The 23,867-nt window shown below is 54.3% G+C and carries 19 protein-coding genes and 7 tRNA genes; 7 read left to right on the top strand and 19 right to left on the bottom strand.

Going from position 1 to position 23,867, the window contains the following annotated elements; genetic code table 11:
• Positions 1 to 2 precede the first annotated feature (2 nt).
• A complete protein-coding gene (gene ubiF, locus CWR52_RS06055; RefSeq protein WP_104949120.1) occupies positions 3 to 1,178 on the top strand; it encodes a 3-demethoxyubiquinol 3-hydroxylase in 1,176 nt (391 codons plus the stop codon).
• A 110-nt stretch (positions 1,179 to 1,288) separates the two neighbouring features.
• Here ubiF and CWR52_RS06050 read toward each other — a convergent pair.
• The 12 genes from CWR52_RS06050 to nagB form a co-directional block, all read right to left on the bottom strand.
• A tRNA-Gln gene (locus CWR52_RS06050) sits at positions 1,289 to 1,363 on the bottom strand.
• Between the two features lie 37 nt (positions 1,364 to 1,400).
• Positions 1,401 to 1,475, bottom strand: a tRNA-Gln gene (locus CWR52_RS06045).
• Positions 1,476 to 1,516: 41 nt separating this feature from the next.
• Positions 1,517 to 1,593: transfer RNA gene (locus CWR52_RS06040), tRNA-Met, on the bottom strand.
• A gap of 17 nt (positions 1,594 to 1,610) precedes the next feature.
• A tRNA-Gln gene (locus CWR52_RS06035) sits at positions 1,611 to 1,685 on the bottom strand.
• A 32-nt stretch (positions 1,686 to 1,717) separates the two neighbouring features.
• Positions 1,718 to 1,792 (bottom strand) — tRNA-Gln (locus CWR52_RS06030).
• Positions 1,793 to 1,815: 23 nt separating this feature from the next.
• A tRNA-Leu gene (locus tag CWR52_RS06025) sits at positions 1,816 to 1,900 on the bottom strand.
• An 8-nt stretch (positions 1,901 to 1,908) separates the two neighbouring features.
• A tRNA-Met gene (locus tag CWR52_RS06020) sits at positions 1,909 to 1,985 on the bottom strand.
• Positions 1,986 to 2,211: 226 nt separating this feature from the next.
• Positions 2,212 to 3,876 carry an asparagine synthase B gene (asnB, locus tag CWR52_RS06015; protein WP_104949119.1) on the bottom strand — a complete coding sequence of 555 codons (1,665 nt, stop codon included), beginning with the start codon at positions 3,874 to 3,876 and terminating at the stop codon, positions 2,212 to 2,214.
• A gap of 249 nt (positions 3,877 to 4,125) precedes the next feature.
• Complete coding sequence (gene nagD / locus CWR52_RS06010; protein WP_023310763.1) at positions 4,126 to 4,878, bottom strand: ribonucleotide monophosphatase NagD; 753 nt, start codon at positions 4,876 to 4,878, stop codon at positions 4,126 to 4,128.
• A 45-nt stretch (positions 4,879 to 4,923) separates the two neighbouring features.
• Positions 4,924 to 6,144, bottom strand: coding sequence for a DNA-binding transcriptional regulator NagC (gene nagC, locus CWR52_RS06005; protein ID WP_104949118.1), 1,221 nt, complete (start codon positions 6,142 to 6,144; stop codon positions 4,924 to 4,926).
• An 8-nt stretch (positions 6,145 to 6,152) separates the two neighbouring features.
• The gene (gene nagA, locus CWR52_RS06000; protein WP_023343588.1) at positions 6,153 to 7,301 is read right to left on the bottom strand and encodes an N-acetylglucosamine-6-phosphate deacetylase; all 1,149 of its coding nucleotides are present in this window, start codon (positions 7,299 to 7,301) and stop codon (positions 6,153 to 6,155) included.
• A gap of 55 nt (positions 7,302 to 7,356) precedes the next feature.
• Positions 7,357 to 8,157: a glucosamine-6-phosphate deaminase gene (gene nagB / locus CWR52_RS05995; RefSeq protein WP_008501061.1), complete on the bottom strand. Its 801-nt coding sequence runs from the start codon at positions 8,155 to 8,157 to the stop codon at positions 7,357 to 7,359.
• A 327-nt stretch (positions 8,158 to 8,484) separates the two neighbouring features.
• Here nagB and nagE point away from each other — a divergent pair, with 327 nt between their 5' ends.
• The 4 genes from nagE to chiQ all read left to right on the top strand — a co-directional run bounded on the left by nagE (position 8,485) and on the right by chiQ (position 14,493).
• Positions 8,485 to 10,437, top strand: coding sequence for a PTS N-acetyl glucosamine transporter subunit IIABC (nagE, locus tag CWR52_RS05990; protein ID WP_104949117.1), 1,953 nt, complete (start codon positions 8,485 to 8,487; stop codon positions 10,435 to 10,437).
• A gap of 169 nt (positions 10,438 to 10,606) precedes the next feature.
• Positions 10,607 to 12,274: a glutamine--tRNA ligase gene (glnS, locus tag CWR52_RS05985; protein ID WP_104949116.1), complete on the top strand. Its 1,668-nt coding sequence runs from the start codon at positions 10,607 to 10,609 to the stop codon at positions 12,272 to 12,274.
• A 447-nt stretch (positions 12,275 to 12,721) separates the two neighbouring features.
• Complete coding sequence (gene chiP, locus CWR52_RS05980; protein WP_023293022.1) at positions 12,722 to 14,119, top strand: chitoporin ChiP; 1,398 nt, start codon at positions 12,722 to 12,724, stop codon at positions 14,117 to 14,119.
• Positions 14,120 to 14,166: 47 nt separating this feature from the next.
• Positions 14,167 to 14,493, top strand: a complete 327-nt coding sequence (chiQ, locus tag CWR52_RS05975) for a ChiQ/YbfN family lipoprotein (protein ID WP_045909866.1) — start codon at positions 14,167 to 14,169, stop codon at positions 14,491 to 14,493.
• 143 nt (positions 14,494 to 14,636) lie between these two features.
• On the opposite strand, the gene fur is transcribed toward chiQ, so the two are convergent.
• From fur to ybfF, 4 genes are all read right to left on the bottom strand, one after another.
• Positions 14,637 to 15,083 (bottom strand): ferric iron uptake transcriptional regulator, encoded by a 447-nt coding sequence (gene fur / locus CWR52_RS05970; protein WP_014169146.1) that lies wholly within the window; start codon positions 15,081 to 15,083, stop codon positions 14,637 to 14,639.
• 291 nt (positions 15,084 to 15,374) lie between these two features.
• Positions 15,375 to 15,905: a flavodoxin FldA gene (gene fldA, locus CWR52_RS05965; RefSeq protein WP_008501067.1), complete on the bottom strand. Its 531-nt coding sequence runs from the start codon at positions 15,903 to 15,905 to the stop codon at positions 15,375 to 15,377.
• 155 nt (positions 15,906 to 16,060) lie between these two features.
• Entirely contained in the window at positions 16,061 to 16,348 is a 288-nt protein-coding gene (gene ybfE, locus CWR52_RS05960) for a LexA regulated protein (RefSeq protein WP_104949115.1), read from the bottom strand.
• 128 nt (positions 16,349 to 16,476) lie between these two features.
• The gene (gene ybfF, locus CWR52_RS05955) at positions 16,477 to 17,250 is read right to left on the bottom strand and encodes an esterase (RefSeq protein ID WP_104949114.1); all 774 of its coding nucleotides are present in this window, start codon (positions 17,248 to 17,250) and stop codon (positions 16,477 to 16,479) included.
• Between the two features lie 183 nt (positions 17,251 to 17,433).
• Here ybfF and seqA point away from each other — a divergent pair, with 183 nt between their 5' ends.
• Positions 17,434 to 17,982: a replication initiation negative regulator SeqA gene (seqA, locus tag CWR52_RS05950; protein WP_104949113.1), complete on the top strand. Its 549-nt coding sequence runs from the start codon at positions 17,434 to 17,436 to the stop codon at positions 17,980 to 17,982.
• 24 nt (positions 17,983 to 18,006) lie between these two features.
• Positions 18,007 to 19,647 carry a phosphoglucomutase (alpha-D-glucose-1,6-bisphosphate-dependent) gene (pgm, locus tag CWR52_RS05945; RefSeq protein WP_104949112.1) on the top strand — a complete coding sequence of 547 codons (1,641 nt, stop codon included), beginning with the start codon at positions 18,007 to 18,009 and terminating at the stop codon, positions 19,645 to 19,647.
• Between the two features lie 144 nt (positions 19,648 to 19,791).
• Here the strand turns inward: pgm and potE are convergent, their stop codons facing one another.
• The 3 genes from potE to speFL form a co-directional block, all read right to left on the bottom strand.
• On the bottom strand, positions 19,792 to 21,105 hold the full coding sequence (gene potE / locus CWR52_RS05940; protein ID WP_008501072.1) for a putrescine-ornithine antiporter: 1,314 nt from the start codon (positions 21,103 to 21,105) through the stop codon (positions 19,792 to 19,794).
• The gene (gene speF / locus CWR52_RS05935; protein ID WP_104949111.1) at positions 21,102 to 23,300 is read right to left on the bottom strand and encodes an ornithine decarboxylase SpeF; all 2,199 of its coding nucleotides are present in this window, start codon (positions 23,298 to 23,300) and stop codon (positions 21,102 to 21,104) included. The genes potE and speF overlap by 4 nt, the downstream gene beginning before the upstream one ends.
• Before the next feature lie 254 nt (positions 23,301 to 23,554).
• A complete protein-coding gene (gene speFL / locus CWR52_RS05930) occupies positions 23,555 to 23,659 on the bottom strand; it encodes a leader peptide SpeFL (RefSeq protein ID WP_003858645.1) in 105 nt (34 codons plus the stop codon).
• Positions 23,660 to 23,867: the final 208 nt, after the last annotated feature.

Below are 23,867 nucleotides of genomic sequence, written 5' to 3'. Positions count from 1 at the left end.
CCATGACACTCCAACACACCGAAGTTGCCGTTGTCGGCGGCGGTATGGTCGGCGGCGCGCTGGCGCTGGGGCTGGCACAGCAGGGATTTGAGGTAACGGTAATCGAACAGGCGGCTCCGCCAGCCTACGATCCCGCCAGTAAACCGGATGTGCGCATTTCCGCGATCAGCGCGGCGTCCGTCGATCTGCTGCGCGGGCTGGGCGTCTGGGAGACGGTGCTGGCGATGCGCGCGCACCCTTACAGCCGTCTTGAAACCTGGGAATGGGAAAATGCCCACGTCGCGTTTGATGCCGCTGAGTTGAAGCTGCCGCGCCTGGGCTATATGGTGGAAAACAACGTGCTCCAGCGGGCGCTCTGGCAGGCGCTGGAGGCGCACCCGAAGGTGACGCTGCGCGTTCCTGCGTCGCTTAAGGCGCTGCGTCCTCACGAGAGCGGCTATCTACTGACGCTCGACAGCGGCGATGAGCTGTCCGTGAAGCTGGTTATCGGGGCGGATGGCGCTAACTCGCAGGTCAGACAGATGGCGGGGATCGGGGTTCATGCCTGGCAGTATGAACAGTCCTGTATGCTGATTACCGCCAGGTGCGAGAATGCGCCGGGTGAAAGCACCTGGCAGCACTTTACGCCGAACGGCCCGCACGCCTTTTTACCGCTGTTTGATAACTGGGCGTCGCTGGTGTGGTATGACAAACCGGCGCGCATTCGTCAGCTGCAGGGGATGAACATGGAACAGCTGCAGCGCGAAATTCTGCTGCACTTCCCGAGCCGTCTGGGACACGTCACGCCGGTTGCCGCCGGGGCGTTCCCGCTCACGCGTCGTCATGCGTTGCAGTATGCCCGCGAAGGCTTAGCGCTGGTGGGGGATGCGGCACACACCATTCATCCGCTGGCCGGCCAGGGCGTCAACCTGGGGTATCGTGACGTCGATGCCTTACTGGATGTGCTGGGCAGCGCCCGCGGACACGCGGAAAACTGGGCCAACCATCAGGTGCTGAAGCGTTATCAGACGCGGCGTATGGCGGATAACTTCCTCATGCAGTCGGGAATGGATCTGTTCTATGCCGGGTTTAGCAATGACGTAGCGCCAGTGCGTATTCTGCGTAACATAGGCCTGATGGCAGCGGAACGCGCCGGTGGCCTGAAGCGTCAGGCCCTTAAGTACGCTCTCGGCCTTTAAACTTTTTTCCCTCTCCCCGTGGGAGAGGGCCAGGGTGAGGGCATCAGGACGCACAATTCTGAACAACAAAAACAAAAAAGCCCGCAGAGCGGGCTTTTTTGTTACTTAAGTGGCTGGGGTGCAGGGATTCGAACCCCGGAATGCTGGTATCAGAAACCAGAGCCTTACCGCTTGGCGACACCCCAATTGCGTTAAACAAGCTGCCTAACGACTTTTTTAAATTGGCTGGGGTACGAGGATTCGAACCTCGGAATGCCGGAATCAGAATCCGGTGCCTTACCGCTTGGCGATACCCCAACAATTTTTTTCATTACCGAACAACATCGATAATCTAAATTTGGTGGCTACGACGGGATTCGAACCTGTGACCCCATCATTATGAGTGATGTGCTCTAACCAACTGAGCTACGTAGCCAGTACTGCAATCTTCGATGGCTGGGGTACCTGGATTCGAACCAGGGAATGCCGGTATCAAAAACCGGTGCCTTACCGCTTGGCGATACCCCAATACCGCGGAGAACCGCAAAATCGAAGAAATATGGCTGGGGTACCTGGATTCGAACCAGGGAATGCCGGTATCAAAAACCGGTGCCTTACCGCTTGGCGATACCCCATCCGTGCAACGCTTACCCGGGAATGGTGCGGGAGGCGAGACTTGAACTCGCACACCTTGCGGCGCCAGAACCTAAATCTGGTGCGTCTACCAATTTCGCCACTCCCGCAAAAAAGATGGTGGCTACGACGGGATTCGAACCTGTGACCCCATCATTATGAGTGATGTGCTCTAACCAACTGAGCTACGTAGCCATCTTTTTTCGCGTTACCTTATCGGCGTTGCGGGGCGCATTATGCGTATAGACCCTTGCAGCGTCAACACCTTTTTCAACGAAAATAGCCGGAATGTGACTGTTTGGTTAGGTTGCGAACAGCGTGACCGAATATTCGGCAATTATTGGTTATTAATCGGTTTTAGCTGTGCAAAAGCGGGGCAAAAAAAATCAGGCCCCGCAGGGCCTGATGATGAAATGCGTGATTATTTATAGGCTGACTGGTGAACGCCTACCGCACGTCCTGACGGATCGTTCATGGATTTGAACGATTCATCCCATTCAATCGCTTTGGCAGACGAGCAGGCGACGGACGGGCCACCCGGCACACACTCCGCAGCGCTCGGTACCGGGAACAATTCTTCAAAAATTTCACGGTAGAGATACGCTTCTTTCGAACCCGGCGTGTTGTACGGGAAGCGGAAGCTTGCGGTTTCCATCTGTTGGTCAGAAACCTGTTTCGCCGCCACCTCTTTCAGGGTGTCGATCCAGCTGTAGCCGACGCCGTCAGAGAACTGCTCTTTCTGACGCCATGCCACGCTCGCTGGCAGGTAGGATTCAAAACATTCACGCAGGATATGTTTTTCCATTTTTCCGTTGCCGCACATTTTATCCTGCGGGTTGATGCGCATCGCCACGTCGAGGAATTTCTTATCCAGGAACGGTACACGCGCTTCGACACCCCATGCCGACATCGCTTTGTTGGCACGCGCGCAGTCAAACATATGCAGCGCCTGGAGTTTACGCACGGTCTCTTCGTGCAGTTCTTTGGCGTTTGGCGCTTTGTGGAAGTACAGGTAGCCACCAAACACTTCGTCAGAACCTTCACCGGAGAGCACCATCTTGATGCCCATCGCCTTGATCTTACGCGACATCAGGTACATCGGCGTTGAAGCGCGGATGGTCGTTACGTCATAGGTTTCGATGTGATAGATCACATCGCGGATCGCATCCAGGCCTTCCTGCACGGTGAAGTGAATTTCATGGTGCACGGTGCCGAGGTGGTTTGCGACTTCCTGCGCGGCTTTCAGATCCGGCGCGCCTTCCAGGCCCACGGCAAAGGAGTGCAGTTGTGGCCACCAGGCTTCTGAGCGCTCCTGATCTTCCACGCGACGAGCCGCAAATTTCTTGGTGATTGCGGAGATCACGGAGGAGTCCAGACCGCCGGAGAGCAGCACGCCGTAAGGTACGTCTGACATCAGGTGGCTTTTCACGGAATCTTCCAGCGCCTGACGCAGCTCGGCTTTGTCCGTGACGTTGTCTTTTACCGCGTCGTAATCGAACCAGTCACGCTGGTAGTATGGACGGATCTCGCCGTCTTTACTCCACAGGTAGCTACCCGCAGGGAACTCTTTGATGGTGCGGCAGACCGGCACCAGGGCTTTCATTTCAGAGGCAACGTAGAAGTTGCCGTGTTCATCGTGGCCCATGTACAGCGGGATAATACCGATGTGGTCACGGCCAATCAGGTAAGCGTCTTTTTCGCTGTCGTACAGGGCAAAGGCAAACATACCCTGCAGGTCGTCCAGGAACTCAGGACCTTTCTCCTGATACAGCGCCAGGATCACTTCACAGTCGGACCCGGTCTGGAACGCGTAGCGGTCGCCGTACTCGGCGCGCAGCGCCTGATGGTTGTAGATCTCACCGTTGACAGCCAGCGCGTGCGTTTTTTTCTCGTTATACAGCGGCTGTGCACCGGCGTTGACGTCAACAATAGACAGACGTTCGTGAGCCAGAATCGCTTTGTCACTGGCGTAAACGCCTGACCAGTCCGGTCCGCGATGGCGCATCAGGCGGGACAGTTCGAGTGCCTTTTTACGCAGTTCGCCCGCGTCAGTTTTAATATCCAGTACGCCAAAAATTGAACACATAACCTTCTCCGTTAACCCTGTTGCTTTGTAATGTTGCTTGCTTATGAAAATGCCGCAAAGGGGCAGGGTGCGCAAGCGTTTTACGGGTGAAAACGGAAATAGTGCAATGGTGGTTGCGGATCGGTGAAAAACGCGTATACCAAGAGCGTTTTTATTGATGATTATGCAATGAAAGTGCTTTTTCGTTAGATGTGGCAGTGTTTTGCAGGCGAGAAAATAAAAAACCACGCCCTGAGGCGTGGTTCGGAATCAGATAATGTCGATTTCGTCGACGGAGGGGTAAATCCAGCTTGGCCGGAACGGCATCGAATCAATGTCATCAAGCTGAGAGACGCCAGAGAGGACCAGAATCGTCTCCAGACCCGCCTGGAAACCGGCCAGAATATCGGTGCGCAGGTTGTCGCCGACAATAACGGTTTCTTCAGAGTGGGCCTGCATTTTGTTCAGTGCGGCACGAATGATCCACGGGCTCGGTTTCCCGACAACGAACGGCTGACGACCAGAGATTTTTTCGATACCGGCACACAGCGCGCCGCAGGCCGGATAAAAACCGCGGCCGTGGGTATCCGGATTGGTAGCGATAAAGCGCGCACCGCTGGCGACAAAGTATGCAGCTTTATGCATCATCTCCCAGTTAAAGGATCGCGTTTCGCCGACAATTACGAAGTCCGGGTTGACGTCGGTGATGGTAAAGCCCGCTTTGTATAGCTCATGGATCAGCGCGCCTTCACCGACCACATAGGCTTTTTTTCCTTCCTGACGTTTCAGAAAATCCGCCGTGGCCATCGCCGAGGTATAAAACACGCTGTCTGGGACGTCGACCCCCGCCGTGGCAAAGCGGTTTGCCAGATCCTGACCGGTCTGAGAAGGGTAGTTCGTGAGAAGAACCAGAGGCATTCCTTTGTCGATGATGCGGTGAAGAAACTCCGCAGCACCCGGCACGGCAACGTTGTCGTGCATCAGCACGCCGTCGATATCACAAATTACATTCTTAATGGTCATGGACAGTCCGACATTAAAAAAAGAAGGCGTTACTATAAGGTCCGATCAACTTTCCAGCAAATGCTGGAGCAGAATTCCGTTGAGCATGGCGCGTTTGACCAGCGCGAACGCGCCAATCGCCGAACGATGGTCAAGCTTCGATCGAACCACCGGAAGATTCTGGCGGAATGCTTTCAGCGCCTGGGTGTTAATACAGCCTTCAATCGCGGGGAGCAGCACCTTTTCCGCTTCCACAATTTCACCGGCGATCACCACTTTTTGTGGGTTAAACAGGTTAATGGCGATGGCGATGGTTTTCCCCAGATGGCGCCCCACCTGCTCTAGCACTTCACAGGCCAGCGCGTCGCCTTTATTAGCGGCTTTGCAGATGGTGCCTATCTTGCAGTCGTCCAGCGTGACGCGGCTTTGATAACCCTGTTCAAGCAGATGGCGAACGCGCTGCTCGATGGCTGTGTTGGCGGCGATGGTTTCGAGGCAGCCAAAGTTGCCGCAGTGGCAGCGCTCCCCGAGGGGCTCAACCTGAATGTGGCCGATCTCACCGACGTTACCATTGCGACCAATAAAGATTCGGCCGTTAGAGATAATGCCGGCGCCCGTACCGCGGTGAACGCGCACCAGAATAGAGTCTTCGCAGTCCTGGCTCGCACCAAAGTAGTGCTCTGCCAGCGCCAGAGAGCGGATGTCATGGCCCACAAAGCAGGTCACCTTGAAACGCTTTTCCAGCGCGTCGACCAGCCCCCAGTTTTCAACCTGAATGTGCGGCATATAGCGGATCACGCCGCTTTCCGGGTCGACCAGACCGGGCAGTATCACCGAAATGGCGATGAGTTCGCGGATCTTGCGCTGACAGCTTTCAATAAACTGCGCGATAGTATTCAGCAGCGCATGCTCCAGCGTCTCCTGGGTGCGCTCCGGAAGGGGATAATGCTCTTCCGCAATGGCTTTGCTGCTCAGATCGTACAGCGTGAGCGTGGTGTCATGACGGCCGAGCCGGACGCCAATCGCCTGGAAATTACGGGTTTCGGTAATAATGGATATGGCGCGGCGGCCCCCGGTGGAGGCCTGCTGATCGACTTCTTTGATCAAACCGCGCTCAATGAGCTGACGGGTAATTTTTGTCACGCTGGCGGGAGCAAGCTGGCTTTGTTCGGCTATCTGAATCCGCGAGATGGGGCCGTGTTGGTCAATCAGGCGGTAGACCGCCGCACTGTTAAGTTGTTTAACGAGATCGACATTACCGATTTGAGCTTGTCCGCCAGGTGTCATACTTTTACTTACTCAGTGACGACCTCGTTACCATTAACGATGGTCTTAATAATTTTATAATCGTGTGTGAATGCCGTCAGGTTTGCAACCATACCTGGTGCAATTCCGCCAAGCTGTTTATCCACGCCGATCGCGCGGGCCGGATAAAGGGTGGCCATGCGCAGGACTTCCTCAAGCGCAATTCCGCAGTGCTCAACCAGGTTACGTACCCCTTCAATCATGGTCAAAGAGGAACCGCTCAGCGTACCGTTTTCATCCACACACAGTCCATTGCGGTAGTATATTGTTTTACCGGCAAAAATGAACTGCTCAATATTTGCACCTGCCGGTGCAGTGGCATCGGTCACGAGACAAAGCTTGTCACCTTTCAGCCGCTTGGCATTGCGAATGTTGGTGTAATCGACGTGTAAGCCGTCAGCAATAATGCCGCAGTAGACGTCTGGCTCATCCAGAATCGCCCCGACCAGACCCGGTTCACGCCCCGTGATATACGGCATGGCGTTATACAGATGCGTCGCGAAGGTAATGCCCGCGCGGAAACCGGCTTTCGCTTCTTTCAGCGTGGCGTTTGAGTGGCCTGCTGAAACCACAATTCCGGCGGCGGCCAGCTTGCTGATGACGTCCGTGCCGGTCATTTCCGGTGCCAGCGTCACTTTGGTGATCACATCGGCGTTGGCACACATGTAGTCGACCAGCTCCGCATCAGGTTTGCGCACGTAATCCGGGTTATGCGTTCCTTTCTTGACCATGTTCAGCCATGGCCCTTCAAGGTGCAGACCGAGCGCCTGATTGGGGTGTTTGGCGAGGTATTCGCGCATCACGCGGATACCCTGCTTCATCAGGTCATCACTGCTGGTAATGAGCGTCGGCAGATAGCTGGTGCAGCCCGATTTCTCGTTGGCTTTCTGCATGATCTCCAGCGTTTCGACCGTTACCGCATCGGCGGTATCATTGAATTGCACACCGCCGCAGCCGTTCAGCTGTACGTCGATGAAACCGGGGGAGATTACTGCTCCATTGAGTGAGCGCTGTTCAATCTCCGGCGGCAGTTCTGCCAGCGGGCAAACACGTTCAATCAGGCCATTCGCGATAACAATCGCGTGGTCATCCAGAATTTCATGGCCGGTATAAATCCGACCGTGGGTTAAAGCGTACATAACGACCCCCGGTTAAAAAAAGCGGCCGCCTCTTGAGAAAGAGGCGGTTATTCAATTACAGACCTTTGATGTTCTCGGCTTCTAACTCGTTAAAGTATTTCAGCGTTTTAACCTTCAGCTCCATCGTGGACGGCTCGTCGCAGACGATGACTGATTTAGGATGCAGCTGCAGACAGCTGATGGTCCACATATGGTTAACGTTGCCTTCAACAGCAGCCTGGAGCGCCTGCGCTTTCACGCCGCCCAGCACCAGAATCATCACTTCTTCGGCATCCAGCAGGGTGCCTACGCCTACGGTCAGGGCGTATTTTGGAACCTGGTTAACGTCACCGTCAAAGAAGCGGGAGTTTGCCACGCGCGTGTCATGGGTCAGCGTTTTAATACGGGTACGGGAAGCCAAAGAGGACGCCGGTTCGTTAAACGCGATATGACCATCATTACCTACGCCACCCATGAACAGGTGGATTTTACCGTAGGAACGGATTTTTTCTTCATACTGACGGCATTCTGCGTCAATATCCGGCGCGTTTCCATTCAACAGGTTAATATTTTCAGCTGGGATATCAACGTGATCAAAGAAATTGCGGTGCATAAAGCTATGGTAGCTTTCCGGGTGGTCTTTCGGTAAGCCAACGTATTCATCCATATTGAAGGTTACAACATGTTTGAAGCTAACCTGGCCTGCTTTATGCATCTCAACCAGCGCCTTGTAGGCGGTCAGCGGCGTGCCGCCGGTCGGAAGGCCAAGAACGAAAGGACGATCGGCGGTCGGCTTGAACGCGTTAATGCGGTTTACGATATGGCGAGCGGCCCATTTACCGACTTGTTCAGCAGTTGCCAGGGGAATCAGTCTCATTGTTCACCTCAAAGTTTAAGTAGAAGAGTGGGCGGATGGCTTCGGAACCTGATACTAAAGCGTAACCTGGAAACTTTCAGGCCGGATCAATCCGTCTTGATTTTTTGAATGATAAAATAAGTTTTCGCTGTTAGCCAGTGTAAGGGAGGGCTGAATACGATATTTGGTGACAAAAATCACAAAAAATAGGTGTTTAATTTGCGATACGAATTAATTTTTCACACACTCAGACTGCCAGTGAATTATCAACGGTATCTATCGTTCGTGACACAATAAAAACATAGTTTATGCGCGAGCCTGAAAAACGGGTCTCGTAGGGGGAATAGGATGAATATTTTAGGTTTTTTCCAGCGCCTCGGTAGGGCTTTGCAGCTCCCTATCGCCGTGCTACCGGTTGCAGCGTTGCTGCTGCGATTCGGGCAACCCGATCTTCTTAACGTACCGTTTATTGCCCAGGCTGGCGGTGCTATTTTTGACAACCTGGCGCTGATTTTCGCCATCGGTGTTGCCTCAAGCTGGTCAAAAGACAGCGCGGGTGCTGCAGCGCTGGCAGGGGCAGTCGGTTATTTCATCCTGACGAAAGCGATGGTAACGATTAACCCGGAAATCAACATGGGCGTGCTGGCAGGTATTATTACCGGTCTGGTCGGTGGTGCTGTGTACAACCGCTGGGCAAACATTAAGCTGCCAGACTTCCTGAGTTTCTTTGGCGGCAAACGTTTCGTGCCGATCGCGACAGGTTTCTTCTGTCTGGTTCTGGCCGCTATCTTTGGCTACGTCTGGCCACCGGTACAGCATGCGATCCATGCGGGCGGTGAGTGGATTGTTTCAGCGGGTGCAGTGGGCTCAGGTATCTTTGGTTTTATCAACCGTCTGCTGATCCCAACCGGCCTGCATCAGGTGCTGAACACTATCGCATGGTTCCAGATTGGTGAGTTCACCAATGCTGCGGGCACTGTATTCCACGGCGATATTAACCGCTTCTACGCGGGTGATGGCACCGCAGGCATGTTTATGTCTGGCTTCTTCCCAATCATGATGTTTGGTCTGCCGGGCGCTGCACTGGCAATGTACCTGGCTGCGCCAAAAGCGCGTCGCCCAATGGTTGGCGGCATGCTGCTGTCCGTTGCGATTACCGCGTTCCTGACCGGCGTTACCGAGCCGCTGGAATTCCTGTTCATGTTCCTGGCGCCGGTGCTGTACCTCATGCATGCGGTGCTTACCGGTATCAGCCTGTTTGTGGCGACCCTGCTGGGCATCCATGCTGGCTTCTCCTTCTCTGCAGGCGCGATCGACTACGTGTTGATGTACAACCTGCCGGCGGCAAGCAAGAACGTCTGGATGCTGGTGGTAATGGGTCTGGTCTTCTTCGTCATCTACTTCGTGCTGTTCACTGCGGTTATTCGTATGTTTAACCTCAAAACGCCGGGCCGCGAAGACACCAAAGACGACGTGGTCACCAACGAAGCCAACAGCAATACCGAAGAGGGTCTGACTCAGCTGGCGACCAGCTATATCGCTGCCGTCGGGGGGACTGACAACCTGAAAGCCATTGACGCCTGCATCACCCGTCTGCGTCTGACGGTGGGTGACTCGGCGCGCGTCAGCGACGCAATGTGTAAACGCCTTGGTGCATCGGGCGTGGTTAAACTGAACAAACAAACTATCCAGGTTATCGTGGGCGCCAAAGCGGAATCCATCGGTGACGAAATGAAGAAAGTGGTTGCCCGTGGACCGGTCGCGGCGGCGTCAACCGACAGCGCACCTGCGTCTACGGCTGCCCCGGTAGCGAAGCCGCAGGCCGTGCCTAACGCCGTGACGGTGGCCGCGCTGGTCTCTCCGGTAACGGGTGACGTGGTTGACCTTGAGCAGGTCCCTGATGAAGCGTTCGCCAGCAAAGCGGTTGGTGACGGTGTGGCGGTGAAACCAACGGATAAAACCGTGGTGTCTCCTGCTGCCGGTACCATCGTGAAAATCTTCAACACCAACCACGCGTTCTGCCTCGAAACCGAAAAGGGTGCGGAGATCGTTGTCCACATGGGTATCGATACCGTTGCGCTGAATGGTCAGGGCTTTACTCGCCTGGTGGAAGAGGGGGCTGAAGTGGTGGCCGGGCAGCCGATTCTGGAAATGGATCTGGACTTCCTGAATGCCAACGCGCGTTCCATGATTAGCCCGGTGGTTTGCAGCAACATCGACGACTTCAGCGGTCTGGTCATCCAGGCGAAAGGTCAGGTTGTTGCGGGTCAAACCCCGCTGTACGAGATTAAAGGCAAGTAATCGCTCCTGAGTAGAGTCATGCCTTAAGCGGCGGGGGATATCCTCCGCCGCTTTTTTTTGCAGCAAATGCCCTCATTATTTTCTTCAGAGACGTTTTAAGGGTTGTCACTACGTCCGGCTTATAAGATCATATGCCGTTATACGTTGTTTACGCTTTGAGGAATCCACGATGAGTGAGGCTGAAGCCCGCCCGAGTAACTTTATTCGTCAGATCATCGATGAAGATCTGGCCAGTGGTAAGCACACCACAATTCATACCCGTTTTCCGCCGGAGCCGAATGGCTACCTGCATATCGGGCATGCGAAGTCCATCTGCCTGAACTTTGGCATTGCGCAAGACTACCAGGGACAGTGCAACCTGCGTTTCGATGACACCAACCCAGTAAAAGAAGACATCGAATACGTTGAGTCCATCAAAAATGACGTGCAATGGCTGGGCTTCAACTGGTCTGGCGATATCTGCTACTCCTCTGACTACTTTGATCAGCTGTATGCCTACGCGGTAGAGCTTATCAACAAAGGTCTGGCGTATGTTGACGAACTGTCTGCAGATGAGATCCGTGAGTACCGCGGTACGCTGACCGCGCCGGGCAAAAACAGCCCGTTCCGCGACCGCAGCGTGGAAGAGAACCTGGCGCTGTTTGAAAAAATGCGTGCCGGTGGCTTCGAAGAAGGCAAAGCCTGCCTGCGTGCCAAAATTGACATGGCATCGCCGTTCATCGTGATGCGCGATCCGGTGCTGTATCGAATTAAGTTCGCTGAACACCACCAGACCGGCAACAAGTGGTGCATCTACCCGATGTACGACTTCACCCACTGCATCAGCGATGCGCTGGAAGGCATCACCCACTCGCTGTGTACGCTGGAGTTCCAGGACAACCGTCGTCTGTATGACTGGGTGCTGGATAACATCACCATTCCTGTGCACCCGCGCCAGTACGAGTTCTCTCGTCTGAATCTGGAATACACCGTGATGTCCAAGCGTAAGCTGAACCTGCTGGTGACCGACAAGCACGTTGAGGGCTGGGATGACCCGCGTATGCCGACTATCTCCGGTCTGCGTCGTCGTGGCTACACTGCGGCGTCAATCCGTGAATTCTGCAAGCGTATCGGCGTGACCAAGCAGGACAACACCATTGAGATGGCCTCTCTGGAATCCTGCATTCGCGAAGATCTCAACGAAAACGCTCCGCGCGCGATGGCCGTTATCGACCCGGTGAAACTGGTCATCGAGAACTATCCGCAGGGCGAAAGCGAGCTGGTCTCCATGCCTAACCATCCGAACAAACCGGAAATGGGTAGTCGTGACGTGCCGTTCAGCGGCGAGATCTGGATTGACCGCGCTGACTTCCGTGAAGAGGCCAACAAGCAGTACAAGCGTCTGGTGCTGGGCAAAGAAGTGCGTCTGCGTAACGCTTACGTCATCAAAGCCGAGCGTGTAGAAAAAGATGAGGAAGGAAATATCACCACCATCTTCTGTACTTATGACGCTGAAACGCTGAGCAAAGATCCGGCGGATGGCCGCAAGGTGAAAGGCGTTATTCACTGGGTGAGCGCATCCCACGCGCTGCCGGTAGAAATCCGTCTGTACGATCGCCTCTTCAGCGTACCTAACCCGGGTACGGCGGAAGACTTCCTGGCGACCATCAACCCGGAATCTCTGGTGATCAAGCAGGGTTATGCGGAGCCTTCTCTGAAAGCGGCTGAAGCAGGCAAAGCGTTCCAGTTCGAACGTGAAGGTTACTTCTGCCTGGACAGCCGTCACAGCACGGCGGAAAAACCGGTATTTAACCGTACCGTAGGCCTGCGTGATACATGGACGAAGATCGGCGAATAATATTCCTGCTCTGGTCAATGAGAGACAAACGCCGCACTGTGCGGCGTTTTTTTATTTAACGATCAGGGTATTAAGCCAGGGGCTAAAGAAGCATCCTGAAAATAACAGGTCAATGAGGTGCTACTTATTTTTTTTAAAAAAAGTTTGTACCATTGCGAAAATTAAAAATGTTACATAAAAGGAAAGGGATACCACGTCTACCCACTGAAATAACTGATAATTCCCCGACATTTCTCGCTTTCCCGTAAATGTTACAAAGCACTACCAATTATGTGCACTTCGTCATAATCCTGACTTTTGCCCACTGAAAAGCATTGATAATTCGCGTCGCGAAAAATAACCTAAAGACGGTAGTTAATTCGAGGGTATTTAAAACTACCCCTGACCATTTGGTCTTTTTTATTTACGCCGTTTCAGGCGTTTTAATTCGTCAAAGAGGAATAATCTATGCGTACGTTCAGTGGCAAACGTAGTGCGCTGGCGCTGGCTATTGCCGGTGTGACAGCAATGTCGGGCCTGGTGATTGCGCCAGAGGCAAAAGCAGCGGGTTTCATCGAAGATTCTACCCTCACGGGCGGTATTTATTACTGGCAGCGTGAGCGTGACCGTAAAGACGTCACTGAAGATAAATATAAAACTAACCTCTCGCACTCCACCTGGAACGCCAACCTGGATTTCCAGTCAGGCTACGCCGCGGATATGTTCGGTCTGGATATTGCCGCGTTCACCGCGATCGAAATGGCGGAAAACGGCGACAGCGGCCACCCGAACGAAATCGCCTTCTCCTCCAGCAACAAAGCCTATGATGAAGACTGGTCCGGGGATAAGAGCGGTATCAGCCTTTACAAAGCCGCAGCGAAATTCAAATACGGCCCGGTCTGGGCACGCGGGGGGTATATTCAGCCAACTGGCCAGACGCTGTTAGCCCCACACTGGAGCTTTATGCCGGGTACCTATCAGGGGGCGGAAGCAGGGGCTAACTTTGACTACGGCGATGCGGGTGCGCTGAGCTTCTCCTATATGTGGACCAACGAGTACAAAGCACCGTGGCACATTGAGATGGACAAGTTCTACCAGAACGATAAGAAAACCAAGGTCGATTACCTTCACTCGCTGGGTGCGAAATACGACTTCAAAAACGATCTGGTTCTCGAAGCGGCATTTGGCCAGGCGCAAGGGTATATCGATCAATACTTTGCCAAGGCCAGCTATAAGTTCGATATCGCGGGTAGCCCATTGAGTACCAGCTACCAGTTCTACGGTACGCGCGACAAAGTCAGTAACGGTGGTGTCAACGACATCTACGACGGCACCGCGTGGCTGCAGGCGCTCACCTTTGGCTACAAGGTCGGTCAGGTTGATTTGCGTCTTGAAGGCACATGGGTGAAAGCGGAAGGGCAGCAGGGCTACTTCCTGCAGCGTATGACCCCGACCTACGCCTCCTCCAATGGTCGTCTTGATATCTGGTGGGATAACCGCTCCGACTTCAACGCCGACGGTGAGAAAGCGGTCTTCTTCGGCGCAATGTACGATCTGAAAAACTGGAACCTGCCTGGCTGGGCGGTGGGCGCGTCTTACGCTTACGCCTGGGATGCAAAACCTGCCGACATGGCAACACCGGATGCTTACTACGATCCAAACTATCGCCTGAAAGAGTCTTCCTACAGCCTGGATGCAATCTATACCCTGCAGGATGGCCGCGCGAAAGGCACGATGTTCAAACTGCACTTCACCCAGTACGACAACCACTCCGATATCCCGAGCTACGCGGGCGGTTACGGCAACATCTTCCAGGATGAACGTGACGTGAAATTCATGGTTATCGCACCGTTCACCATCTTCTGATGAATCGTCCGGCGGGTCAGCTCCCGCCGGACCGGAGACTGCATATGATGAAAAAAATCGTAATCGTCGCGCTGTTGGCATCGGGGCTGGTGGCGTGTGCTCAGACTCAGGCACCGAAAGAGGACTCCCGTCTCAGGGAGGCCTACAGTGCCTGTATTAATACGGCGGAAGGTTCGCCGGAGAAAATTGAAGCCTGCCAGAGCGTGCTGAATGTGCTGAAGAAAGAAAAGGCGCATGAGCAGTTTGCGACGCAGGAGAACGTCCGCGTGATGGATTACCAGGCCTGTATCCAGGCACGTAAAACCGGTAACGATCAGGAAGTGGCGAAGCGTTGCGACAAGATCTGGAACGAGATACGCAATAACAATAAATAAGTTGCTTTACGCCCGGTGGCGCTGCGCTTACCAGGCCTACTAAGGTGTCATAGCCCGTAGGTCCGGTAAGCGCAGCGCCACCGGGCTTTTTTCAGGCAAAAAAAAAGCCAACCTTGCGGCTGGCTCAGAGTATGAATACTCGCTTATTTTGCGTCGTGCGCGTGGTCATCTTCACGGCAGTCGCCTTCAGCGCAGTGACCGTAAAGGTACAGGCTGTGGTTGGTGAGGCGGATACCGTGACGCGCGGCGATTTCACGCTGGCGCGCTTCGATAGAGTCATCGCTAAATTCAATGACCTTGCCACAGTCGAGGCAGATCAGGTGATCGTGGTGCTGCTGCTGGGTCAGTTCGAATACAGATTTACCGCCTTCGAAATTATGACGAGTGACAATGCCTGCGTCATCAAACTGGTTCAGCACGCGATAGACGGTAGCCAGCCCAATCTCTTCACCCATGTCGATAAGACGTTTATAAAGGTCTTCCGCACTGACATGGTGATTGTCTGGACCCTGAAGCACTTCGAGGATTTTTAACCGAGGAAGCGTAACTTTCAGGCCAGCCTTCTTTAATGCGGTATTGTTGTCAGTCATGCGGAATCTGTCCTGTTGCTAAACGATTCACTTCTGTAGGAAGTGACAGAAAATGCACCTAGGATAATGCGTCTCATTATAGAACTGCCATGGCTAAATGAAAACTGCAAGTCTCAGGCAAAATATGCTTATAAAAATGGGGCATCACCGACAAACTTGCTCGCTGGAAAACCACATTTATCAGGGAGACATTGTACAGGTCTGGGCGAAAAAGTTAAAAGTTTGTAGCAATTAATTTAATCGGTTTGACCTGGTGCACGGGCGCAACCGCCGTTGCGCCGCGATAAAAAATCAGGCGTTAAGAATATCGTCCAGGTGCAGTTCTTCACGGATCTGCTTAACCCACTTCTCAACGCGCTCTGCGGTCAGTTCTGGCTGACGGTCTTCGTCGATGGCCAGGCCCACGAAGTGATCGTCATCGGCCAGGCCTTTAGATGCTTCGAAGTGGTAACCGGCTGTCGGCCAGTGCCCGACGATCACTGCGCCATTCGGCTCAATGATGTCGCGGATGGTACCCAGCGCGTCACAGAAGTACTCGGCGTAGTCTTCCTGATCGCCGCAGCCAAACAGGGCGACCAGCTTACCGTTGAAGTCCACTTCTTCCAGCGTCGGGAAGAAATCATCCCAGTCACACTGGGCTTCACCGTAGTACCAGGTCGGAATACCCAGCAGCAGAATGTCATAGCCTTCGAGATCTTCTTTGCTGCTCTTGGCGATGTCATGCACATCAGCAACGTCTTTACCGAGCTGTTTTTGAATGTTTTTCGCGATATTTTCGGTATTGCCGGTATCACTGCCAAAGAAAATGCCGATGATTGCCATGAGTAAAATAACCTCTTGAAACTTAATAGTATGGTGGCGCAATTCGGCCACGGATAAGGGCAATAATAGCAGAACTGGCAACCCTGCGGAAACAGCTATCGCGCAGGACTGCACTCTGTGCTACATGAAAAGGGTAATTAAGGGATTTTTCAGACTTATGCCTGGCCGCGCAATGTCTCAAGCTGGGCGATCAGCATCGCTTCAATGAGCTCGCTGCGGCTGATATTTCGCGCCTCGGCCAGCTCGTTAAGTGCATCGACCGCGTCGGCGTTGAGCTTCAGTTCGACACGCTTAAGCCCACGATTTTTATCGCGTTTAAGCTGATTGCGTTTATTGATACGCAGCTGTTCATCGCGCGAAAGCGGATTCGTCTTCGGTCGTCCCGGGCGACGCTCATTCGCGAACAGATCTAGTGTCGTACGGTCCGTTTGTTCTTTGGCCATGATTCTGAGACTTCGGGGGAAACACGCCGCCCTGCTAATGCCCGGGCGATAAGCGCGCCATCATACATCACCAAAAACGGCACGCCAACGACTGGAAGCCCGCAGCCTTCCAGTCGCTCTCTTTTTAATCAATTTGCAGTATCAGCAAGATAGCGGCGAATGGCGCGCAGCACGGCGTCAGGTTTTTCCGCATGCACCCAGTGTCCGGCTCCGGCAATGACGTGGGCGCGAGCCTGTGGGAATTGCGCCAGTATGGCGTCGCGGTACGCGTCGGTAACGTAAGGGGAATTGCCGCCGCGAATAAAGAGGGTAGGGTGTGGCCAGGCGGGGACGGTTTCCCAGCCCACGATATTGTTGTATTGCTCCCAGAGTACCGGCACGTTAAAACGCCATTGCCCGTCAACAAACGACTTCAGCAGGAACTGCACGACGCCTTCTTCATCAAGATGCTCACGCATGACGGCAGCCGCCTGCTGACGCGTCGCGACACCCGCTTCTGTGACCGCATTGATGGCGGCAAAAATCTCGTCGTGACGGCGCACGTCGTAATCCACGGGCGCAACATCAATCACCACCAGGCCGTTAATACGCTCCGGGGCCAGCGCCGTCAGGGCCATCACCGCTTTGCCGCCCATTGAATGCCCGATGAGGGTGACCTTTTGCAAGTCGTTGGCATCCAGCGTATCCAGCAGATCCTGCGCCATCGCGGCGTAGGTCATCTCGTCAGAACGCCCGGAAAGACCGTGATTACGCATATCGACCTGCAGAATATCGTGGTTGGTAACCAGATCGCGCGCCAGCACGCCCAGGTTATCCAGGCTGCCAAAAAGCCCGTGAACCAGTACGATGGGAGAATTATTGTTCGGCGATTGTGCAGTTTGCGCTCGGGTATTCAATTTCATGGCAAAGTTCTTTTTTTACGTATGTCAGGTTAGGGTATCATGTTGACCATTCTGCCGCCCGGCTGCAAGGTTCCAGTTTAATCTGACTTTTGCCGCCAACCTGGTTTGACGCTATCCGCTGTTGGGATTTGACCTTATAATCCCAATGACTTGTATTCAGATAAGATATCGCACTGGATTAAGATGAAAACAATCGAAGTTGATGACGAACTCTATCAGTATATTGCCAGCCAGACGCGGCATATCGGGGAGAGCGCGTCCGACATTTTACGGCGCATGCTTAAAATTTCCGCCGCTTCACAGCCTGCTACCCCAGTCACCAAAGATGTCGTGTCTCAGCCGAGCGTTGTTGCACAAGCAAAACCTGCCGTGACGCCGGCAAAAGATAAAGTGCGCGCGATGCGCGAGCTGCTGCTCTCCGACGAGTATGCGGAGCAAAAAAAGGCGGTTAACCGCTTTATGCTGGTGCTGTCTACACTTTATTCACTGGATAACAAAGCGTTTGCTGAAGCGACCGAGTCGCTGCACGGTCGTACTCGCGTCTACTTCGCGGGCGACGAGCAGACGCTGCTGCAAAATGGCAATCAAACCAAACCCAAACATGTTTCTGGCACCCCATACTGGGTGATCACCAATACCAATACGGGCCGCAAGTGCAGCATGATTGAACACATCATGCAGTCCATGCAGTTCCCGGCGGAATTGATTGAGAAGGTTTGCGGTACAATTTAACCCTTGCATCAGAAGGACCCGGTAATGGCAAATCACAGCCGTGCAGGCCAACCTGCACAACAAAGCGATTTGATTAACGTCGCTCAGCTGACCGCGCAGTATTACGTGCTGAAACCGGTCGTGGGCAACGCAGAACACGCAGTGAAGTTTGGTACATCTGGCCACCGCGGCAGCGCGGCGCGCCACAGCTTTAACGAACCGCACATTCTGGCCATTGCTCAGGCCATTGCGGAAGAGCGCGCTAAAAACGGCGTTACCGGTCCATGCTACGTGGGTAAAGATACCCATGCGCTGTCTGAACCGGCGTTCATCTCTGTTGTGGAAGTGCTGGCTGCAAACGGCGTCGATGTCATTGTTCAGGAGAACAACGGCTTCACCCCAACGCCTGCGGTGTCTAACGCCATCCTGGTACACAACAAAAAAGGTGGCGCGCTGGCTGATGGTATCGTTATCACGCCATCCCACAACCCGCCGGAAGACGGTGGTATCAAATACAACCCGCCTAACGGTGGCCCGGCAGACACCAACGTCACCAAAGTGGTTGAAGATCGTGCGAACGCCTTGCTGGCCGACGGTCTGAAAGGCGTGAAGCGCATCTCTCTGGATGCGGCGATGGCGTCCGGCCACGTAAAAGAGCAGGATCTGGTTCAGCCGTTCGTGGAAGGTCTGGCGGATATCGTCGATATGGCGGCCATCCAGAAAGCCGGCCTGAAGCTGGGTGTGGATCCGCTGGGCGGCTCCGGTATTGAATACTGGAAACGTATTGCCGAGCATTACAAGCTGGATCTGACCATCGTGAACGATCACGTCGATCAGACCTTCCGCTTTATGCACCTGGACAAAGACGGCGCGATCCGTATGGACTGCTCCTCCGAGTGCGCGATGGCGGGCCTGCTGGCGCTGCGTGATAAATTCGATCTGGCGTTTGCCAACGACCCGGATTACGACCGCCACGGTATCGTCACCCCTGCCGGGTTGATGAACCCGAACCACTATCTGGCTGTTGCGATCAACTACCTGTTCCAGCACCGTCCGCAGTGGGGCAAAGAGGTGGCCGTCGGTAAAACGCTGGTTTCCTCGGCGATGATCGACCGCGTGGTGGACGCGCTGGGCCGCAAGCTGGTGGAAGTGCCGGTGGGCTTCAAATGGTTTGTTGACGGTCTGCACGACGGCAGCTTTGGCTTCGGTGGTGAAGAGAGCGCAGGCGCGTCCTTCCTGCGTTTCGACGGCACCCCGTGGTCAACCGATAAGGACGGCATCATCATGTGCCTGCTGGCGGCGGAGATTACCGCGGTTACCGGTAAAAACCCGCAGGAACATTACAACGAGCTGGCGGCACGCTTTGGTGCGCCAAGCTATAACCGTATTCAGGCCAGCGCGACGTCAGCTCAGAAAGCGGCCCTGTCCAAACTCTCTCCGGAGATGGTCAGCGCAAGCACCCTGGCCGGCGACCCGATTACTGCGCGTCTGACGGCGGCACCGGGTAACGGCGCATCCATTGGTGGGCTGAAAGTGATGACCGAAAACGGCTGGTTCGCCGCGCGTCCATCCGGTACGGAAGATGCGTATAAAATCTATTGCGAAAGCTTCCTCGGCGCTGAGCACCGTCAGCAGATTGAGAAAGAAGCGGTAGAGATTGTCAGCGAAGTGCTGAAAAACGCGTAAGTGGTGTTCGGGTGCGGGCTGATGCCCTCACCCCGTCCCTCTCCCACGGGGAGAGGGAGAAAACATTAAAAACGGCAACCCTTGGGTTGCCGTTTTGCATTGACCTCGTAGGCCCGGTAAGCGCTAGCGCCACCGGGCTTTTTTTTAACTATGTTTGTTCTTCAATTCAAATCTCGGCGACACAAGACCGTACAGCGTCCAGCCCATAAAGGTTACCATGGCGCCATACAGCATCGCTTCCTGGCCGGATGAGTAGAGCGCGTAAAAGCTGTAGATTGCCCCAATCAGCGCCACGATATTCGCCGCTCGAGCCTTGCGTGGATCCACTTTCGCGACTTTCTGAATAATCACCAGCGCCGCCATCGACAGAATATACGGAATGATATTTGTCACGACCGCCAGGTTGACCAGCACGTTGAACTGGCTGTTCAGCGACGGGCTAATGGTCATCAGCGACAATCCGCTCTGGAAGATGACAATCGCCAGCATGCCCTGCACCGGCGCATCGGCTTTGGTGACGCGGGAGAAGATTTTTGGGAAGTAACCCTCATCAGCCGAGGATTTAAACACCTGCGCGATGGTGAACTGCCAGCCAAGGAGTGAACCGCAGCACGACATGACCATCAGACCCATAATCACTTTCCCGACTTCCGGCGTGAACATCTGCGCGAAGGCCAGCCCGAACGGCGCCGTGGAGTTAGCCAGATCCATATTCGGTACGATACCCGCAATGACGTTCGTCGAGACGATATAGATCACCGCCGCGCCCAGCGTACCGCCGAGGACCGCAATCGGGACGTTCTTTTCAGGATTATCAACGACTTCTGCGTTCGCGCAGGCGGATTCCAGACCGAGGAAGGCCCAGAGCGTCATGGCGATAGAAGAGCCGACTGCGCTGAAGAACGGCACATGGTGCGGGTTCCAGGAGTTGGCGTACAGGGTCGGGCTGAACCAGAACCAGCCGATAATGCACAGGCCGACAACCGGAATAATCACGCCCCAGACGGTGATGCTGCTGAGCTGTCCGGTGATACGCGCGCCGCCAAAGTTAGCCACGGTGCAGATCCACAGCACGCCGATGGTGGCTAAACCAATCTGTACCGGGCTAAGCGTCGCGCCAAACAACTCCGTACCGTAGCCCACGGCGGAGATGGCAATCGCCACGTTGGCGATCAGCAGTGATACCCCGTAGGTGTAGTTGGCCATAAAGTTGCCCGACTTGCCAAAGGCATACTCGGCGTAGCCTCCCATGCCGCCTGACTTGCGGCTGAACATCCCGCACTTGGCAAATGCCCACGCCAGTGCCATTGAGCCGACGGCGGTCACCAGCCAGGAGATGATTGAAATGGTTCCTACTTCGGCAAGCTTGGTGGGCAGCATGATGATGCCGGAGCCCATCATGTTCACCATGGTGAGGATGGTCAACTGCACCACGCCCATCTTATTGGACTTACTCATAATTTCTCTCCTTTCAGCAGCGCGGGCTGAGCGGCGGGTTGTTTGATGACGTTACAGCGAACCTGTTTACGGCCCTCGCACTCCTCGATGTACACACCCTGCAGCTCCGGCGCAAAGCCCGGCAGCAGGTTGATGCCTTCTTCCAGCGCGGTGAAGTAGCGCAGCACGGAGCCGCCCCAGACCTCCCCAGGGACAACGCACAGCACCCCCGGCGGATAAGGAAGAGCGCCTTCAGCAGCGATGCGGCCTTCCGCGTCGCGCAGGGAGACCAGTTCCACTTCTCCGCGCAGATAGGCATAGTTTGCGTCCTGCGGGTTCATCATCACGCGTGGGAAATGGGACTTGCGGAACATCTCTTTCTGCAGCTGCTTCACGTTGTGGCGGGCGTACAGGTCATGCATCTCCTGGCAGATCTGGCGCAGGGTGTAATCCGCGTAACGTTCCGGATGTTGTCTGCAGATGGAAGGCAGCACCTCTTTTAATGGAGCATCGCTCTCGAGCAGTTTTTCGAAACGCACCAGCTGCGCCACCAGCTGCTGCAGCTTGCCCATATCTTCCGCAGGCGTGAGCAGGAACAGGATCGAGTTGAGATCGCATTTCTCCGGCACGATGCCGTTTTCACGCAGGAAGTTGGCGAGGATGGTGGCGGGCACGCCGAAGTCGTCATACTCGCCGGTGCGGGCGTTAATGCCCGGCGTGGTCAGCAGGAGCTTGCACGGGTCGATAAAATACTGATGCTCGGCGTAGCCTTCAAAAGCGTGCCAGTTTTCACCCGGTACGAAGTGGAAGAAGCGCAGATCGGTCGCAATCTCCGCCGTGTCCCAGCTTTCCCACGGACGGCCATCCACCGTCTCCGGCACGAAGGGGCGCAGATACCGGCAGTTCTCCAGGATTAGCTTACGCGCTTCAATACCGTTCACCACGCAGTCCATCCACATATTGCGGCCGCTCTGACCTTCATGCATACGGGCGTTGATGTCCAGCGCGGCAAACAGCGGATAGAACGGGCTGGTGGAGGCGTGCATCATAAAGGCATTATTCAGCCGCTTATGCGGGACATAGCGCTGCTGGCCTTTGATGTGGCTGTCTTTCTTGTGAATTTGCGAGGTCTGCGAGAAGCCAGCCTGCTGTTTATGCACGGACTGGGTAACCAAAATCCCCGGATCGTTTTCGTTCAGCTCCAGCAGCAGGGGTGAGCAGTCGGCCATCATCGGAATAAACTGCTCGTAACCCACCCAGGCGGAGTCAAACAGGATGTAATCACACAGATGCCCAATTTTATCCACCACCTGACGGGCGTTGTAGATGGTGCCATCGTAGGTGCCCAGCTGGATCACCGCCAGACGGAACGGACGCGCATCGCGCGCACGGCCCGGCGCCACCTCTGCCACCAGCTCTCGTAGATAACTCTCTTCGAAGCAGTGGGCGTCAATGCCACCAATGAAGCCGTACGGGTTACGCGCGGTTTCGAGATAGACCGGCGTTGCACCTGCCTGGAGGAGGGCACCGTGATGGTTAGATTTGTGGTTATTACGGTCAAACAGCACCAGGTCGCCGGGGGTGAGCAGGGCGTTAAGTACCACTTTGTTAGATGACGAGGTGCCGTTCAGCACGAAATAGGTCTTATCGGCATTAAAGACCTTCGCCGCATGTTGCTGCGCAATGCACGGCGCGCCCTCGTGAATCAGCAGATCGCCCATTGCGACGTCGGCGTTACACAGATCGGCGCGGAAAAGCGTCTCGCCAAAGAAATCAACGAACTGATTACCGGCAGGATGGCGGCGGAAGAACTGGCCGCCCTGATGGCCCGGGCAGTCAAACGCGCTGTTGCCCTGCTTCACGTAGTCGACCAGGGCGCGGAAAAACGGCGGGCGCAGCTGGGTTTCATACCGCAGGGCAGCCGCTTCCAGCTGGCGTCCATAAAAGTCGTTGCTGGTGTCTGAATACTCAAATACGCCATGAATGCGCGATAAATAGTCTGCCGGAATGATCTCTTCTTTATGCGTCGCAACAAAAACAGGAATGCCAAATCCGGTGGCTTCTATTTCCTCCAGTATCCCGTCGGTAATATCACTGACCGCCAGCACAATGGCGGCAACGTCGATATAATCAGAGGTTCTGACATCCACCAGTTCACGCTGAGTGGTAAAGCAATCCGGACAGGCACGGCTGGCTGCGATTTTTAAACTTTTCATCTTCCTCTCTTTATTTTAGGTAATAAGCGTCCCTCGATTTCTTGCAAGAAAGAAATCGATAATTTTCCGGAAAAAAAGCAAAGGGTGGCCGCTGATTAAAATCAGTACATTGCTTTTTTGATGATTAAAATTCAGTCCGCCCGGTGCGGATGAGTCTGAGTCAAAATGAATGAGCGCACGAGTTCACAGGCAATAGCCTGTAAAATAGGATGTTTCAGGGTAACCTGTAAGCGAGTGCGCCAGAAGTCGAAGGACTACCGGGCATTAAAGAGATGAAAGTCAAAGCAGTTTCGGTGGGCAAACATCATGATATGTGTTGTCCGCCTTATATGGGGCATTAAACGATTGTTGTTTTCCATGATTCATTTTCCTTTCAGTAATTGAAAGCACGGTCATTTTATCCAGGAAAAGGCGATTAACTGTGAAGAAGATCACCGTTAACCGATCATTTTAGAAATAAATAGTCGTTTTTGATGAATATCTCAGATCAAAACTCTGATTTATTGATAGTGCGTTAATGGGTTGTGTTATCAATGTTTAAATGAGCAAAAATAACCCGTATAAATA

This window comes from Enterobacter sp. SGAir0187 (genome assembly GCF_002952735.2).
Lineage (GTDB): Bacteria > Pseudomonadota > Gammaproteobacteria > Enterobacterales > Enterobacteriaceae > Enterobacter > Enterobacter quasiroggenkampii.
Note: the sequence above shows the minus strand (reverse complement) of the source record. Positions and strands in the feature narration are given on the sequence as shown.